The 15,993-nt window shown below is 58.9% G+C and carries 16 protein-coding genes; 12 read left to right on the top strand and 4 right to left on the bottom strand.

Annotation, left to right across the window (positions count from 1 at the left end):
- Positions 1–3: 3 nt before the first annotated feature.
- Genes cbiM through J7413_RS14690 form a run of 4 tightly spaced genes read left to right on the top strand, consistent with a single transcriptional unit; the run spans position 4 to position 2,640 of the window.
- Positions 4–615, top strand: coding sequence for a cobalt transporter CbiM (gene cbiM, locus J7413_RS14705; protein ID WP_209099493.1), 612 nt, complete (start codon positions 4–6; stop codon positions 613–615).
- A complete protein-coding gene (locus J7413_RS14700) occupies positions 612–1,205 on the top strand; it encodes a cobalt ABC transporter permease (protein WP_209099491.1) in 594 nt (197 codons plus the stop codon). The genes cbiM and J7413_RS14700 overlap by 4 nt, the downstream gene beginning before the upstream one ends.
- The gene (cbiQ, locus tag J7413_RS14695) at positions 1,205–1,987 is read left to right on the top strand and encodes a cobalt ECF transporter T component CbiQ (RefSeq protein ID WP_209099489.1); all 783 of its coding nucleotides are present in this window, start codon (positions 1,205–1,207) and stop codon (positions 1,985–1,987) included. The genes J7413_RS14700 and cbiQ overlap by 1 nt, the downstream gene beginning before the upstream one ends.
- The gene (locus tag J7413_RS14690) at positions 1,984–2,640 is read left to right on the top strand and encodes an ABC transporter ATP-binding protein (protein WP_209099487.1); all 657 of its coding nucleotides are present in this window, start codon (positions 1,984–1,986) and stop codon (positions 2,638–2,640) included. The genes cbiQ and J7413_RS14690 overlap by 4 nt, the downstream gene beginning before the upstream one ends.
- Before the next feature lie 69 nt (positions 2,641–2,709).
- On the opposite strand, the gene J7413_RS14685 is transcribed toward J7413_RS14690, so the two are convergent.
- Complete coding sequence (locus tag J7413_RS14685; protein ID WP_209099485.1) at positions 2,710–4,497, bottom strand: methyl-accepting chemotaxis protein; 1,788 nt, start codon at positions 4,495–4,497, stop codon at positions 2,710–2,712.
- A gap of 325 nt (positions 4,498–4,822) precedes the next feature.
- Entirely contained in the window at positions 4,823–5,887 is a 1,065-nt protein-coding gene (locus J7413_RS14680) for a Hint domain-containing protein (protein WP_209099483.1), read from the bottom strand.
- 268 nt (positions 5,888–6,155) lie between these two features.
- On the opposite strand from J7413_RS14680, the gene dctP reads away from it, so the two are divergent.
- Genes dctP through J7413_RS14660 form a run of 4 tightly spaced genes read left to right on the top strand, consistent with a single transcriptional unit; the run spans position 6,156 to position 9,843 of the window.
- Positions 6,156–7,139 (top strand): TRAP transporter substrate-binding protein DctP, encoded by a 984-nt coding sequence (dctP, locus tag J7413_RS14675; RefSeq protein WP_209099480.1) that lies wholly within the window; start codon positions 6,156–6,158, stop codon positions 7,137–7,139.
- On the top strand, positions 7,117–7,686 hold the full coding sequence (locus J7413_RS14670) for a TRAP transporter small permease (RefSeq protein WP_247743542.1): 570 nt from the start codon (positions 7,117–7,119) through the stop codon (positions 7,684–7,686). The genes dctP and J7413_RS14670 overlap by 23 nt, the downstream gene beginning before the upstream one ends.
- The gene (locus J7413_RS14665) at positions 7,683–8,957 is read left to right on the top strand and encodes a TRAP transporter large permease (RefSeq protein ID WP_209099478.1); all 1,275 of its coding nucleotides are present in this window, start codon (positions 7,683–7,685) and stop codon (positions 8,955–8,957) included. The genes J7413_RS14670 and J7413_RS14665 overlap by 4 nt, the downstream gene beginning before the upstream one ends.
- A 7-nt stretch (positions 8,958–8,964) precedes the next feature.
- A complete protein-coding gene (locus J7413_RS14660; protein ID WP_209099476.1) occupies positions 8,965–9,843 on the top strand; it encodes an isocitrate lyase/PEP mutase family protein in 879 nt (292 codons plus the stop codon).
- Between the two features lie 31 nt (positions 9,844–9,874).
- Here J7413_RS14660 and J7413_RS14655 read toward each other — a convergent pair whose 3' ends face one another.
- Positions 9,875–10,759 (bottom strand): citryl-CoA lyase, encoded by an 885-nt coding sequence (locus tag J7413_RS14655; protein WP_209099473.1) that lies wholly within the window; start codon positions 10,757–10,759, stop codon positions 9,875–9,877.
- Positions 10,756–11,961: a CoA transferase gene (locus J7413_RS14650; protein ID WP_247743541.1), complete on the bottom strand. Its 1,206-nt coding sequence runs from the start codon at positions 11,959–11,961 to the stop codon at positions 10,756–10,758. Before J7413_RS14650 ends, J7413_RS14655 begins: the two co-directional genes overlap by 4 nt.
- A gap of 101 nt (positions 11,962–12,062) precedes the next feature.
- Between J7413_RS14650 and J7413_RS14645 the strand changes: the two genes are divergently transcribed.
- The 4 genes from J7413_RS14645 (at position 12,063) to J7413_RS14630 (ending at position 15,992) form a co-directional block, all read left to right on the top strand.
- On the top strand, positions 12,063–12,740 hold the full coding sequence (locus J7413_RS14645; RefSeq protein WP_209099471.1) for an IclR family transcriptional regulator: 678 nt from the start codon (positions 12,063–12,065) through the stop codon (positions 12,738–12,740).
- Between the two features lie 322 nt (positions 12,741–13,062).
- Complete coding sequence (gene acs, locus J7413_RS14640) at positions 13,063–15,027, top strand: acetate--CoA ligase (RefSeq protein WP_209099469.1); 1,965 nt, start codon at positions 13,063–13,065, stop codon at positions 15,025–15,027.
- A 6-nt stretch (positions 15,028–15,033) separates the two neighbouring features.
- Positions 15,034–15,660: an adenylate kinase gene (locus J7413_RS14635; protein WP_247743540.1), complete on the top strand. Its 627-nt coding sequence runs from the start codon at positions 15,034–15,036 to the stop codon at positions 15,658–15,660.
- A 71-nt stretch (positions 15,661–15,731) separates the two neighbouring features.
- Complete coding sequence (locus J7413_RS14630) at positions 15,732–15,992, top strand: DUF4212 domain-containing protein (RefSeq protein ID WP_209089881.1); 261 nt, start codon at positions 15,732–15,734, stop codon at positions 15,990–15,992.
- Position 15,993 lies beyond the last annotated feature (1 nt).

Here is a 15,993-nt window from a genome sequence, read left to right as displayed (position 1 = left end):
TTTATGCACATTGTTGACGGAGCCCTTTCCAACCCTGTGGTGATCGGCGGCGCGGTGGCTGCCGTGGGCGGCATCGCGATGGGATTGAAATCCCTGGATCTGGATCGCATCCCCACAGCTGGGGTGCTTTCGGCGAGCTTTTTTGTCGCCTCGCTGATCCATGTGCCGATTGGCCCGTCCTCTGTGCATTTGATACTGAATGGTCTGGCCGGGCTTTTGCTCGGCTGGGCCGCCTTCCCTGCCCTGTTTGTCGGGCTGTTGTTGCAGGCGGTGTTCTTTGGCTTTGGCGGGTTGACCGTGCTGGGCATCAACACCGTGAATATTGCCCTGCCCGCCGTTCTGGCGTGGATGCTGTTTGGCGGCTTGATTGGCCGTGGCTCACCTGTTCAGGGCGCGATTTGGGGGGCTGCTGGTGGCGCGTTTGCAATTGCCACAACCACCGCTTTGGTGGCCGTATCACTGGCTTTGTCAGGCGATGAATTCATCCCAGCGGCAAAACTTGTGTTTTTTGCCCATATCCCGGTGATGTGCATTGAAGCGCTGTTGACCGGGTTTGCCGTATTGCTGGCACGTCGGGTGAAGCCCGAACTCTTTTTGAAGGATCGGACCGCATGAAACAGTTGATCCTGATCTGCGCGTTGACGTTTGGCTCCGTGCTCGCGCCCCTGCCCGCTGCGGCGCATAAGGTGATTGCAGGTGTGTTCGCGTCCGGCGACGCCATTGAAGGCGAGCTGGGATTTTCCAACGGGGATATGGCGGTGGCGCAAGAGGTGGTTGTCACCGGGCCAGACGGTGCCGAGCTGGGCCGCACCGTGACCGATGAAGACGGGTTTTTCCTCTTCACCCCCACAAGCGCTGTGGCGCATACGTTTTATGCGGATATGGGTGCGGGCCACATCGCCGAAGTGACCATGCCGGCAGCTGAGGTTGCAGAGATCATGGGCGTTGCGGCAGAGGTCGTGGAAACCGCTGTGCCTGTACCGGCAGAGGCAACCAATGGTGCTGTCATGCTGGCCTCGCTCAGCGCTGAGGAGCGCGCAGTGATCGCAGAGGCGGTGCGCGCTGAGGTGCGCCCCCTGCGGCGCGAAATCGCCGCCTATCGCGAGCACAATGACCTGCAGACCATTCTGGGCGGCATTGGCTATATTGTCGGTCTGTTTGGCATCGGCTTTTACGTGGCCGCCCGCAAAAAGCTGGCCGCCTGATGGCACACGCGCTGGAACCTCAGGCCAAGACACTGGCGGAGGCAGGCGACGGGCGGCTGTATGGGCCGGTCGGAGAGCTGGATCCGCGCATGCGCATTGTGATGGTCTGTGTTTTTGCGATTGCGACCGTCGCGCTACAGACCATTCCTGCGCTGATTGGCGCCTTTGCGGTGTCTCTTGGCCTGCTCGTGGCCTCGCGCCTGCCCAAGGGGCGCACGCTCAAACGCATGGCGATGATGGATGGATTCATCATTTTTATGCTGGTGCTGATGCCGTTTTCCATGCCCGGGGATGCGATGTTCACGGTGTTTGGCTTCCCTGCCAGCTGGCAGGGGCTGTGGAAAGCGATTGAAATCGCGCTGACCGCAAATGCGGTGATCCTAGCTCTGATGGTGCTGGTGGGGACCATGGAGCCGGTGAGCCTTGGTCACGCGCTGCATCGGCTGCGCTGCCCGGAGGTGCTGGTGCATCTGTTGATGTTCACCATCCGCTACATCGAGGTGCTGCGCGAAGAATATCTCCGCCTGCGCGGCGCGATGAAGATCCGTGGGTTTCGGCCCGGCACGAACTGGCACACCTACCGCAGTTTTGGCTATCTGGTGGGGATGATGCTCGTGCGGGCGATTGAACGGTCTGAGCGCATTCTGGGCGCGATGAAATGCCGGGGGTTCTCTGGGAGGCTTTTTTTGCTACAGGAGTATTCTCTGCATCGGCGTGACTATGTGTTTGCCGCAACCCTATCTGCGCTGTGCGTGGCGCTGCTGTATCTGGACCATCTATGACGATCCTGCATCTGGAAGACATACGGTTTGCCTACCCCGGTCATGCACCGGTTTTGGATGGGGCGTCCCTGCGGCTCGAGCCGGGCGAGCGGATTTCGATCACAGGCGCGAATGGGGCGGGTAAATCGACGCTGTTTCGCATTGCGCTTGGCTTGCAGAAACCCGATGGCGGGCGGATCACGATTTTTGGCCAAGAGCGGCAATCAGAGGCCGATTTTCACGAGGTGCGTCGCCGGATTGGTCTGGTGTTTCAAGACCCAGATGATCAGCTGTTTTGTCCCACTGTCGCGGAAGACATCGCCTTTGGGCCGCTCAATCTTGGGCGCAGCAAGGCGGAGGCGCTCGCAATTGTGGATCGTGTGCTGAGTGATCTGGACCTCATGCATCTGCGGGATCGCATCACCCACAAGCTTTCTGGCGGTGAGAAACGTTTGGTGACTTTGGCAACCGTTCTGGCGATGGAGCCTGAGGCGCTGCTGCTGGATGAGCCGACCAATGCGCTCGACACCAAAAACGAAGCGCGGCTGTTGGAAATCTTGAAAGGGCTGCCACAAGCGATCTTGCTGGTCAGCCACACCCCCGCCTTTCGCGAGGCACTGGCGCCAGACACCTATGAGCTGCGCGCGGGCCAACTTGTGGATATGCGCAGCTAACTCCACACTCTCCCCAGCAGACCCGTTTTTAGGACGCCCGTTGGTCGGGCGCCTTGTTTGAGTGGCCCATTAGGCGCGCGCCGCTGCACGCACCTTTTCTGCCTCTACGGCAGGCACGAGGGCACCGGAGGTTTGAAACCGGTCAATCAACGCCGTGAGATTTTGTGCGTCTCCGTTCAAAACCTGAACGGCCCCTGACGCCTCTTCGACCATGATGGCATTTTTCTGTGTCACTTGATCAAGATGCGCCATGCCTTCGTTGATTTCACCGAGACCATTGGCCTGCTGTTCGGCCCCGTGCGCGATATTAGACACCAACGTTGAGATATGGCTGACCTGATCCACGATGGAGCGCAACACGCCGCCGGTCTGACCCACAAGCTGCACGCCACGCTCCACGTGTTTGGAAGAATCCCCAATCAGATCCTTGATTTCCATCGCCGCATCAGAAGACCGCTGCGCCAATGCGCGCACCTCTGAGGCAACAACCGCGAAACCACGCCCGGCATCGCCTGCACGCGCGGCCTCCACGCCGGCATTGAGGGCCAGCAGATTGGTCTGGAATGCGATGTCATCGATCAACTTGATGACTTGTGAAATGTGGCTCGCGCTGCGCTCAATCTCGTGCATCGTGTCAACCGCATCTTCCACCACTTCCCCGCTGGCCTTGGCCTCTTTTTGTGCGTTGTGCATGGTGGTTTCCACACTCCGCGCACTGAGCGCGGCGCTGCGCACAGATTCTGTCAGCTCGTTTAGATTGGCGGCTGTTTCTTCCAAAGTGGCTGCCTGACTTTCCGTACGTTTGGAAAGGTCGCGCACACTGCGATCGATTTCATAGACACTGCCGCCAATGGAATATGCATTGGCGGCCACCTCTGAGACCGTTGTATCCAGCCGCGACACAGATGCGTTGAAATCGCTGCGCAGTTGGCCATAGCCCTCTGGGAATGCCGTCACGATCTGACCTGTCAGAGTGCCATCAGACAGCTCAGACAAATGATATGTGAGCGTCTCTACAACCTGTGCCTGATTTTCCGCATTGGCCTTTTGTTGCGCCTCCAGTTCACCCTGGCGTTGCAAGGCTGCCCGAAACACTTCCAGTGTCCGCGCCATATCACCGAGCTCATTTTCTGTCTCCAGCAGGGGAATGTCGCTTTCAGTGTCGCCCTCTGACAGGCTGTGCATGCGCGCGCCCAGCTGGGTCATCGGACGTGTGAGGCTGCGGGTGATCAACAGGGCTGCGACGGCCATTATCAGGAGTGTGACAGACAGGATAACAATCGCCTCGGTGCGGATGAGGGCCAGACGGTTTTCGAGGTCTGCCTGATCCACCTCTGTGCCGATAATCCAGCCCCAGGGTTCAAACAGCTGCGCATAAGCGACCTTGGCGTGCGGTGCCGCGTCATCGCCCGTGTAGGCCTGAAAGCTGATCAGACCGTGGCCTTTGGTGAGGGCGATCTGTTTCATATCCTGAAGGCGATCAACGCCGTCACTGTCAATCAATGCGCCTTTGGTGGTGCCGATCCACTCAGGATGTTTCGGATGGGCTTTCATCGTTAGATTTGCATCAAAAGCAAAGACATAGCCGTCCTTGCCAAACGACATGGATTGCAGCCGATCGCGGGCATAGGCGCGGGCACGTTCAGGCGTGTAGGCGCCGGATTGCACTGCGGCATCCAGATCAACCAGCAGGCTCGCCGCGATTTCGGTGATGGCATGCAGCTCTTCGTTTCTGAGATCTTCGATTGTTTGTCGGCTTTGAACTTGCAACAGGACGGTCAACATTATGGAGAGCGCTAGCGCTAACATCGCCAGCATCGTGACCCGCGTCGAAAACGCGTTTAGAAAACGTTTCATTTCGGTAGCCTGTGATTTGTTTCGGTCGCCGCAGGCCCTAAGTAAATTTACTTAACGGATGCCTTAATTCTTTAGTAGATGCAGGCACAAAAACCGCTGACCTGCCCTAAAGGTATGATTTATAAACATCATTTATTCTCGCAAAAAGCGACATTTTATTCCCAATACACGCAAGCCTAAGAAACAATCATAGAGGGATTGTCAGACTTCGCATCTTGGCCACGAATCGAACAGGGACGCAGGCACGACAAGCTGACGTTAAGGGAACTTACGAAACGCGCATGCAACGTAAGTTTGAATTTTCGGCGCGGGCCATGGCGCGGAACTAGGCCGCTTCCAGGATGTTGCGACCATTTGCGGCCAGACGTGCAACAAAGCGCTTTTGCCGCTTGGGCGCAGGAATGGGGAGCGCTGGCGTGCGGTCTTTTCCCAATGTCGCAATCAAATGGGGAAACAGCATCCGCAACTCTTCCTGAGCCTCGCAGGACAAGGCGGCAAAAGAGCATTCTGACACCAGAAAGCTTTCGCTTGGCGCGCCATTGGCCTGCACAATTTCATGCTCATCAAACAGCAGATGAAAATAGGACATCGCGCAATCTTCTTCGCAGACGTCGATGCCCGGCAGGCCCGCCAAGCGGATGGCTGGCACCAGGATTTCGGAGGCCTCAAACATGCGTTTGGTCAGTTTCGACTGCGCCACCATGCGATGCTGGCGGGACACCCTAAGCGGCTGGGTTGGCAAGCCATCACCAAGAGCTCCGGCTGCGATTTCCACCGGGCGCAGTTTCGGCTCTTTGCGCAAATCCGCCGCGCTGAGCGCCCGCTCAAACACCCAGCGCAGTGGTTTCAGACCACGTTCTGTGACGATCAAATCGCCGGCGACAAGCGCTTCGATCCGTTTGGGGCCTTCAGCGGTTTCGATAAGGGTGCCATTGGCAAAACACACCATCATCTTGATGTTATCAACGATCGCGCCGAGGCTGTCGTTGTCGCCAATTTCTGTGAAACTCAGGGTGTAGGTGCCAGCCGAAGGAAACGGCACATCCAGGGCAACTTCGGTCCAGCTGTTTGATGTTGGCAGCACGGTGAGCGCGGCGATCACTTGCCCCTGATCATCCCGCACTTCTATTTTGAAGCCATCAATGCCGCGATCTGGCAGGGCCGCATTGCGCAGTGCCGCGTCAAGCGTGAGGCGGGCCTCAACCGGGCGATCCACCTCAAAGCTTTGTTTCATAACGGTGCTGCGGCCACGATGCCCATCGATTTCCGCGACACGGTTCTTCGATCCGTTGTGCAGATACGCATTTTCGGTGTGGTTTGCCTCGATGTCCCGACCTGACCAATGGGCCGCACCGGAATCAAAGGTTCCGTTAAGGATCAAATTTTTCATGAGGAAAGGTCGTCCGTGAAATCGTCCCACAGCGAAAGACTGCTGCAAATTCGTAGATAATTTAAATTAAACCGGATGTGGAGATCGAAAAGCACCCTTGGTTAACGAAAAATTCGGTAATTTTCGGGGTGTCGGGCTCTTTTTGAGCGATGGCACCGGCGATGACCTGACGTAGAGGCACCCTTGGGGCTTGCGCCCACGCTCTATCTCTGATTGCATCCAGTTCAAGTGGCAGGTGGAGGACCCTGCCCTTACTGGGAGGAAAATTATGTTTAAGATCATTATGGGGGCAGCCGCCGGGCTCGCCCTGTCTGCGTCTGTCGGTGCGGCTCAGGAAAAGATGCGGATTTCGCTGCAGCTGCCGCTGAAAAGCCATTTGGGCCAGAACCTTGTTTTGTTTGAAAAAGAAGTCGAAGCCCGCACCAATGGTGCGATTGACGTAGAAATCTATGACAGTGCCACGCTTTACAAAGACAAAGAGGTGCCTGCGGCGGTGGGCTCTGGTGCCATTGAAGCGGGTGTGGCCTCGCTGACGCGCTATGTCGGGGACGCGCCGGTGGTGGATGTGTTCTACATGCCGTTCCTGCTCAACAGCGAAGACAAGGTTCGCGCGGCTGTGGCGGAAGGCTCCACCGTGCGGGAAACCATTGAAGCTGAGATTGAGAAAACCGGTGGTCAGGTGCTCTATTGGCAGGCCTATGGCGGGGCGATCATGCTCTCCAATGGCGGCGGCATCCGCACCCCGGCCGATATGGAAGGCAAGAAGGTGCGCGTGTTTGGCAAGACGCTCGGCGATTTTGTAACCGCCTCTGGTGGGGCGCCGACGCTGATTTCCGGCTCTGAACAGTATCTGGCCTATCAGCGCGGCACGGTCGATGTGGGCATGACCGGTGTATCCGGCGTGAAGTCGCGCAAGCTCTGGGAGGTGATGGACACGATCACCGTGACCAACCATGCGGACATCGAGTTTGTGGTGGTGGTGAACAATGACTGGTGGAACGGCCTGTCTGAAGAGATCCGTGGCCAGATCACCGAAGCCGCCGTTGTGGCGCAGGACAGCGTACGCGACAAGATGGCCGCGATTGAAGCGGAAGCCTATGCAGCCGCCAAAGACAACGGCATGACCATTGTCGAGCTCACAGAGGATGAGTTGGCGCAGTGGAAATCGGTGGCGCAGCCGGTCTACGACGCCTATCTCGCCGCAGCGGGCGATGCGGGCAAGACGGTGCTTGACGCCGCTGGCAGCGACTGAAGAAGGGCGCGGGCGGCGGCGGCTTTTGCCCTGCCCGCTTTCAAAGAACATGCAAATTATCACGACATTGTCGCGCTGTGCAGGCGTGTTTGGGGCGTGCCTGATGGCCGCGACGGGTGCGATGCTGACCTATGAAGTCATCGCGCGCTATTTCTTCATAAAACCAACTATTTGGGCGGCAGAGTTAAGCCAACTTTGCCTGATCTGGGGCTGCCTTTTGTCGCTTGGCTGGGTGTTGAGCCTGCGCCGCCACATCACAGTGAATGCGGTCACAGCATTGCTGCCAGCCCATGTCCAACGGTTGTGTGTGGCAATGTCGCTGTTGGTGCTGATCGTTTTCTCCGCCATCGTCGCCTATTGGAGCTGGGATATTTTCCATGACAGCTGGGTGCGCGGGCGCACGACTGGCTCCCTTTTGAACCTGCCAAGCTGGGTGGCGGAACTGTCGGTGCCTGTGGGCTTTGGCCTGCTGACGGCGCAGGCGATTGTGGAGCTCTTGTCCCTGCCCCGCACACAGCTTTCCTCATTGGGGGCCAGCCACGAATGACCATCCTTCTTATTCTGGCCTGCCTTTTTGGGCTGCTTTTGATTGGCGTGCCTGTTGCCTTTGCCCTGGGCGGGCTTGGGCTCGGCATGCTGATGATCGGGGGCTTTTCGCCCTTGATGGCCCCGCAGGCGGTGCTCTCGACATTGGATGGGTTCATCCTGTTGGCGGTGCCATTGTTTTTGCTGATGTCCAATGTGCTGCTCAAAGGCGGCGTCGGGCGCGATCTGTTTGCGGCGGTGCAGGCCTGGGTTGGGCACTGGCCCGGCGGGCTGGCGGTGGCGACCATCCTCAGCTGCGGGTTGTTTGCGGCAATTTCCGGCTCCTCCGTGGCCACAGCTGCTACCATTGGCACCGTTGCGATCCCCGAAATGGTCAGCCGGGGCTATGACAAACGCTTTGTCTATGGGTTGTTGGCGGCAGGCGGCACACTCGGCATTCTGATCCCGCCGTCGATCCCGATGATTGTCTTTGGCTTTGTCGCCGAAGAATCCGTGATCGCGCTTTTCCTTGCGGGCATTGGCCCGGGGTTGCTGCTGGTGGGCTTGTTTGTGGTCTTTGCCATGGCCTACGCGCGCCTTTCGCCAAACTATATGCCTGCCGAAAAAGCCGACATGGCGCAGCGCATAGAGACTTCCATCCGGGCGCTTCCGTCATTTGCGCTAGCGCTGTTGATTGTGCTGGGGCTTTATTCTGGGGCCTTCACCCCAACCGAAGCCGCGGCTGTGGGCTTTGCCGCCGCATTGCTGATCACGGTGTTCTGGCTGCGCACGCTGACATGGGCCACCTTCTGGGAAGCTGTGCGTGAAAGCGCAATCACCACCACCGCGATTTTGCTGATCGTGGCCGGGGCGAAAGTGTTTGGCAAAGCCATCGCGCTCTACCGCATTCCGCAGGACATTTCCGCCTTCATCGCCGCCAACATCGATGGGCCATTGGTGTTCATCCTGCTGGTCTGTGTGGTGCTCTTGATCATGGGGCTGGTGTTTGAAGCGCTGTCGATGATCCTGATCATGACCCCGGTCCTGTTGCCGGCGGCGATGGGGCTTGGGTTTGATCCAATCTGGTTTGGCATCTTCATGGTGATCATGGTGGAATGTGCGCTGATCACGCCCCCAGTGGGACTGAACCTTTATGTCATACAGGCCGTCGCCAAAGTCTCGCTGGGCGAAGTTGCGCGCGGGGTCTGGCCGTTTCTGGCGCTGATGCTTCTGAGCGTGGCGATCCTCTATCTGGTGCCGGATCTGGCGCTTTATATTCCTTTCAAATGGTGATTTTCACATGACTCAAGCCGCAAAACTGCGTGCGCTGCTGGCGCAGGACACATGCCACATCATGCCCTGCTGCTTTGATGCGCTGTCAGCCAAGCTGATCGCGCAGGAAGGGTATGACCTGACCTTCATGTCTGGGTTTGCCACATCTGCCGCCCGGATTGGTGCGCCAGATCTGGGTCTTATGAGCTATGGCGAAGTGCTCGATCAGGCGCGCAATATTTCTGATGCGGTATCTATTCCGCTGATTGGCGATGGCGACACCGGGTATGGCAATGCGATGAATGTCAAACGCACGGTGCGTGGTTTTGGGCGCGCGGGCTGTGCGGCGGTGATGATTGAGGATCAACTGGCGCCCAAACGCTGCGGGCACACGCCCGGCAAGGCGGTTGTGGACCGTGCAGAAGCGTTTGACCGCATCCGTGCGGCAGTGGATGCCCGTGAGGAGTTGCGTGCCGAAGGGGGAGATATCCTGATCCTCGCGCGCACCGATGCGCGCCACGAACACGGGTTGCCCGAAGCGCTCGCCCGTGCCGAAGAATTTGCCAAACTGGGCGCTGATATCCTGTTTGTGGAAGCGCCAAAGACGGAGGCGGAAATGCGCGAGATTTGCGCCGCGGTGCCTCTGCCGCAGATGGCAAATATCGTGGAGGGCGGTGAAACCCCGGATCTGCCCAATGCTGTTTTGCACGACATCGGCTATTCCATCGCCGCCTACCCTCTTTCGCTGATGGCGGTGGCGATGCAGGCGATGGTGGGCTGTTTGCAGCAGATGCGCACAGACCAGCGATCCGAGCTGATGGCGTTTGACGAGTTGCGCGCACGCATTGGGTTTGAGGACTATTATACCGCCTCAAGCCGCTATGCCTCCTCCAAACGGGAAACATAGCCCCCTCAAACTGCCGCTAAGGCGCCGCGCTTCACGAACGTGACGCCCCCCGGTGGTGTGCATCGCTCTCGCTGTTCTGAGGCGTGGCAACTGCGCGCGCCGGGCTGCCGATTGGGTCGCGGCCTGTATATGTCCAGCGGTGGGCAGGCGGTGTCGGGCCTTTATTGCGCCCGCCTTGGCTCATTTGCTCCCATGCGTGCGCAACCACGCCAACAGAACGTGACAGGCAAAACAGACCACGTGCCAAAGCTGGGGCAAAACCAAGCTCGGCATAAATCACCGCCGTCGCGCCATCTATGTTCATGGGCACCACATGACCCTTTTGGGTGTTCAGCGCCGTTTGCAGCGCGCGCGCGATTTGTGCGAAATTTCCAGCAACAGTGCCTGCGGCTCGTGCCTCTTCGACCAAGGCCAGCAATCGCGGCGCGCGGGGATCGGTGGGTTTGTGAAAGCGATGCCCAAACCCCGGAATGAATTTTCCATGCTCTGATTGCCAGCGCAGCATCATCTGTTCGGTGGCCTTCGCGAGCGGCTGCCCCGTAGCAACGGCCTCGTCAATCCAGTGAAACAGGGTGACCGCCTGCTCGCCAGCACCGCCATGCACATCGTCGAGCAGGTTCACAGCGGAGGCCAGCGCCCCATTCAAGCCCAACCCGCAGGTCACGGCCATACGCGCGGTGGCGATCGAGGGGGCCTGCGGGCCGTGATCCACTGCGGCGACCAGAGCGCTTTCCAACAGGCGGGCCTGTGCAGCGGTGGGCAAGCTGCCACGGGTCATCAGCCAGATCATATCGGAAAACCCTACCGTCCCGATCAGATCTTCAATCGGGTATCCGCGCAGGCGGATCTCTCCGGGGGCCATGTCGATGATGTCGGTGTGCCACCAGTCCGCAACCGATGTGTCCCGCTCGCTCATATTGCACCTTCCTCTTTCAGTGTGACCGGATCGAGCCCCAGCTCTGCCCAAATCGTCTCATTGTCGGCCCCCAGACGCGGGGGCGGCGTGGTGACGGTGGGCGCATGGCCGTCCAGTTTGATCCCGGTTGTTGCAACCTGAATATCACGCCCGACCCCCGGCACATCAGGAAAGCCATGCAAGAACCCGCGCGCCGCGATCTGGGGCTGTTGCAAGACCTCCGGCACCGAGAGCACCGCGCCGGCAGGCACGCCAATGTCATTGAGCGCGTCCGCCCAATGGGATGCCGGGCGCGTGACAAGCACCCGCTCGAGCTCCGCCTTCAGGGCCAAACGGTTCTGCTTGCGATCCTCGCGCGTTGCAAAATCTGCACGGTTGCGCAGCGCAGACAGCCCCAGATGATCGGTCAACAACACCCACTGTTCCTCTTTGTTGGCCGCAATATTGATCAGACCATCCTGTGCCTGAAACGCACCTGAGGGGGCGGAGGTCACGTTTTCATTGCCGTGGGCGTCGGGGGTTACACCTGCGATCAGATAATTGGACACCACCCAGCCCATGGTGGCGAGCACCGATTCCAGCATAGACACATCGATGAAGGTGCCGCGCGGACGCGCGTTGCAGGCCGCCGCGATGGCAAAGGCCGCCGTGAGCCCGCCAACCGTGTCCGCGATGGGAAAGCCTGCACGCAGCGGGGCGCTGTCTGTGTCGCCTGTGATCGACATCACGCCTGACACACCCTGTATGATCTGGTCATATGCCGGGCGATGCCTCCAGGGGCCGCCTTGTCCAAACCCGGAAATAGCACAGTAAATCAGGGTCGGCTTTGCCTGTTTCAACACCTGATAGCCGACCCCCAGGCGATCCATGACCCCGGGGCGAAAGTTCTCCACCAAAATGTCAGCCGATTGCACAAGCTTCAGCAAAGCGGCCCTGCCTTCGGGATGTTTCAGATTGACCGTCACGGATTTCTTGCCCGCGTTCTGCGCCAGAAATGACACCCCCATTTGCGCGGCGTTCAGAGACGGATCTGCGCCCAACTGGCGCGCCAGATCCCCCCGCCCTGCGGCCTCAACTTTGATGACCTCCGCGCCCATATGAGCCAGTTGATGACAGCAAAACGGACCCGCCAGCACATTTGTGAGGTCCAGAACACGCAAACCAGAGAGCGGCTGGGTTGGGCTGGTGTCAGACGGCATCATGGGCACATTCCTGCTTTGCGGATCGGGTGATGCTTGCTGCCTAGCCAGATCATCATATTATGCGCAACACGGCGGCCTATTTGTTGCGCAGAGTGGAACACATGACACAAACACGCGTTGAATCAGTCGAAAAAGCCTTATCGATCCTGGAGGCGTTCAGTCAGGATCGGCGCGCCCTGACGCTGACCGAGATCGCCCATGAGACCGGGTTGCACAAAAGCAATGTCAGCCGCCTTGCCACCTCCCTTGAACGCTTTGGTTATCTCAAACGGGAGCCAGATCGCCGCTTTCGGCTGGGACCGGCATTGTGGCGTTTGGGAGCCCTCTATCGGCGTAACTTTGAACTGGGGGAAACCATTCGCCCAGCCTTGCGCAAACTTGTGCGCGACACGGGGGAGACGGCGTCTTTTTACGTGCTCGATCAGGATGAGCGGCTGTGCCTTTACCGTGAAAATTCCCCTGAACCGGTGCGCCATCATCTGGACGAAGGCGCACGGCTGACGATGCAACATGGGGCCGCAGCGCATGTTCTGGCCGCGTTTACCCTTGCCGACCAGACGGCGCAAAAACGTCTGGACGCTGACGGCAGTTGTGTCTCTCGCGGGGAGCGCAACATGCAGATTTCTTCGGTCGCGGCGCCGATCGTCGATGCGGCAGGGCAGTTCTATGGCGCCCTTGCGGTTTCAGGACCCATCGACCGATTGGAAGGTGCCGCTTTGGCCAAAGCACGCGAGGCTGTTTTGGCCTGCGCCCGCGCCCTGAGCCACGGGATTGGCTGATCTGCGCAGGCTGCCGCGCACTTAGGCATTCGTTTTGCCACCCTGCAGAGGGTGTCAGGTGCTGACAAACGGTTAGCGCTAAACGCGAGCTACATCACAGAAATTCCACCACTTTTGCAAAACCAACCGCGCGCAATCCGCGACCGTTATGCCAATTATTTTACAACCAAGGCCGCACTTCGGGAAAATAATTTACAATATTTTACAATGATTGCAGAGCCTTGTTTTCAAATTTTCATTTGTCCGTATTTTTAGGTACGGGTCTCAGAACAGGTTTCTGAGAGAGGAGATGAACATACGATAGCTTTCGGGAGGAGCTTCCATGTCACTGGATACTGACTCTAATTCCGTCTTTGCGGTCCCTATGAACCTTGCAGAGAACGCCACGATCACCGCCGAGAAATATGACGCGATGTATGCGGCGTCGATGTCTGACCCTGAGGGGTTCTGGCGGGAGCATGGGCAGCGGATTGACTGGATCAAGCCGTATAGCAAGGTGAAAAACACCTCTTTCGCGCCGGGCAACATCGACATCAAATGGTTTGAGGATGGCACGCTCAACGTCGCCGCCAACTGTATCGACCGCCATCTGGAAACCCGCGGCAATCAGGCGGCGATCATTTTTGAGCCGGATGACCCCAAAGAGCCGGCCCAGTCGATCACCTATGCCGATCTGCACCGCCGCGTCTGCCGCATGGCCAATGTGCTGGAAAGCATGGGCGTGCGCAAAGGCGACCGTGTGGTGATCTATCTGCCGATGATCCCCGAAGCCGCCTATGCCATGCTGGCCTGTGCCCGCATTGGCGCGATCCACTCGATTGTGTTTGCAGGTTTCAGCCCAGACGCGCTGGCGGCACGCATCAACGGCTGTGACGCCAAAGTGGTGATCACCGCCGATTACGCCCCCCGTGGCGGGCGCAAGACCGCGCTCAAATCCAACACCGATGCGGCGCTCCTGCACACCAAAGACACAGTGAAATGTCTGGTGGTGAAACGCACCGGCGAGCAGACCACATGGATTGACGGGCGCGATTACGACTACAATGAAATGGCGCTGGAGGTGGGCGACTACTGCAAACCTGCGGAGATGAGCGCCGAAGATCCGCTGTTCATCCTCTACACCTCAGGCTCCACCGGCCAGCCCAAGGGCGTGGTGCACAGCACCGGCGGCTACATCGTTTATGCCGCGATGACCCATGAATACACCTTTGACTACAAAGACGGCGACATCTTCTGGTGCACGGCGGATGTGGGCTGGGTCACGGGCCACAGCTATATCGTCTACGGCCCGCTGGCCAATGGCGCGACCACGCTGATGTTTGAGGGCGTGCCAACTTACCCGGATGCCTCCCGCTTCTGGCAGGTGTGTGAAAAGCACCGTGTGAACCAGTTCTACACCGCGCCCACCGCGCTGCGCGCGCTGATGGGGCAAGGCAATGAGTATGTGGAGAAATGTGATCTTTCTTCCCTGCGCATCCTTGGCACCGTGGGCGAGCCGATCAACCCGGAGGCCTGGACCTGGTACAATGACGTGGTTGGCAAAGGCAATTGCCCGATTGTGGACACCTGGTGGCAAACCGAGACCGGCGGCCACATGATGACCCCCCTGCCCGGCGCCCATGCCACCAAACCGGGTGCGGCCATGAAGCCGTTCTTTGGCGTGAAGCCGGTGGTGCTCGATCCGCAGTCTGGCGAGGAAATCGAGGGCAATGGCGTGGAAGGCGTGCTGGCGATTGCCGACAGCTGGCCCAGCCAGATGCGCACGGTCTGGGGCGATCACGAGCGCTTTGAGAAGACCTATTTCGCCGATTACAAAGGCTATTACTTTGCCGGAGACGGCTGCCGCCGCGACGCGGATGGCGACTACTGGATCACCGGCCGTGTGGACGATGTGATCAACGTCTCAGGCCACCGTATGGGCACAGCCGAAGTCGAAAGCGCGCTGGTCGCCCATGCCGCCGTGGCCGAAGCCGCCGTGGTGGGCTACCCGCATGACATCAAGGGCCAGGGCATCTACTGCTACGTGACCCTGATGAATGATCGCGAGCCTTCTGAAGAACTGCGCAAGGAACTCCGCAACTGGGTGCGCACGGAAATCGGCCCGATTGCCTCACCCGACCTGATCCAGTGGGCGCCGGGCCTGCCCAAGACCCGTTCCGGCAAAATCATGCGCCGCATCCTGCGCAAGATCGCCGAAAACGACTACGGCGCGCTGGGGGACACATCCACGCTGGCAGACCCCGGCGTGGTCGACGATCTCATCGAAAACCGCATGAACAAGGGGTGATCGGAGATGACAACACAGACCGAAACCCTCACCCGCATGGTCAATGTTATTCTGCTTGGCCCACCCGGCGCTGGCAAAGGCACACAGGCGGAGCTGCTTGTCAAAAACCACGGGCTGGTGCAGCTCTCCACCGGAGACATGCTGCGTCAGGCCAAGGCGAGCGGCTCTGAACTGGGCAAACGGGTTGCCGAGGTTATGGAGCGTGGCGAGCTGGTCACCGATGACATTGTGATCGGGCTGATCAAGGAGAAGCTCTCCAACTCCAACTCCGAGGCCAAAGGGTTCATCTTTGACGGCTTCCCCCGCACATTGGCGCAAGCCGATGCGCTGGCCGCGCTGCTTGAGGAAACCGGTGTCACGCTGAGTGCGGCGATCGAGCTGCAGGTGGATGACAAGATCCTGGTGGAACGCATTCTCAATCGCGCAGAACAGGCCCGCGCTGCGGGCCAGCCTGTGCGCGCAGATGACAATGCCGAAACATTGACTCAGCGACTGGCGGCTTATCACGCCCAGACCGCGCCATTGATTGAATACTACAAATCCAAAGGCGCGCTGAAGTCTGTGGATGCGATGGGTGAGATTGACGCCATCGCAACAGAGCTAAACGCGATCGTTTCACAAACGCCCGCGTAAAGGGAACCGCACCCCGGCCATCTGGCAGGGGTGCACGGAGGACAACCAAAACAAGAGGGAGGAGGCATTTTATGTCTGAAAACTCATCAAACGCTGCATATTGGTCCGCCAATGTGCGCATCATCCTGATCAGCCTGGTTATCTGGGCTTTGGTCTCTTTCGGGTTCGGCATTCTGCTGCGTCCGGCGCTGGCGGGCATTTCCGTTGGCGGCACTGACCTGGGCTTCTGGTTTGCCCAACAAGGGTCCATCCTGGTCTTTCTGGCACTGATTTTTTTCTATGCCTGGAAGATGAACAAACTCGACGCCGAACACGGCGTTGACGAAGAATAAG

Origin of the sequence: Shimia sp. R10_1 (assembly GCF_017744095.1) — a bacterium.
Taxonomy (GTDB): Bacteria; Pseudomonadota; Alphaproteobacteria; order Rhodobacterales; family Rhodobacteraceae; genus Shimia.
Note: the sequence above shows the minus strand (reverse complement) of the source record. Positions and strands in the feature narration are given on the sequence as shown.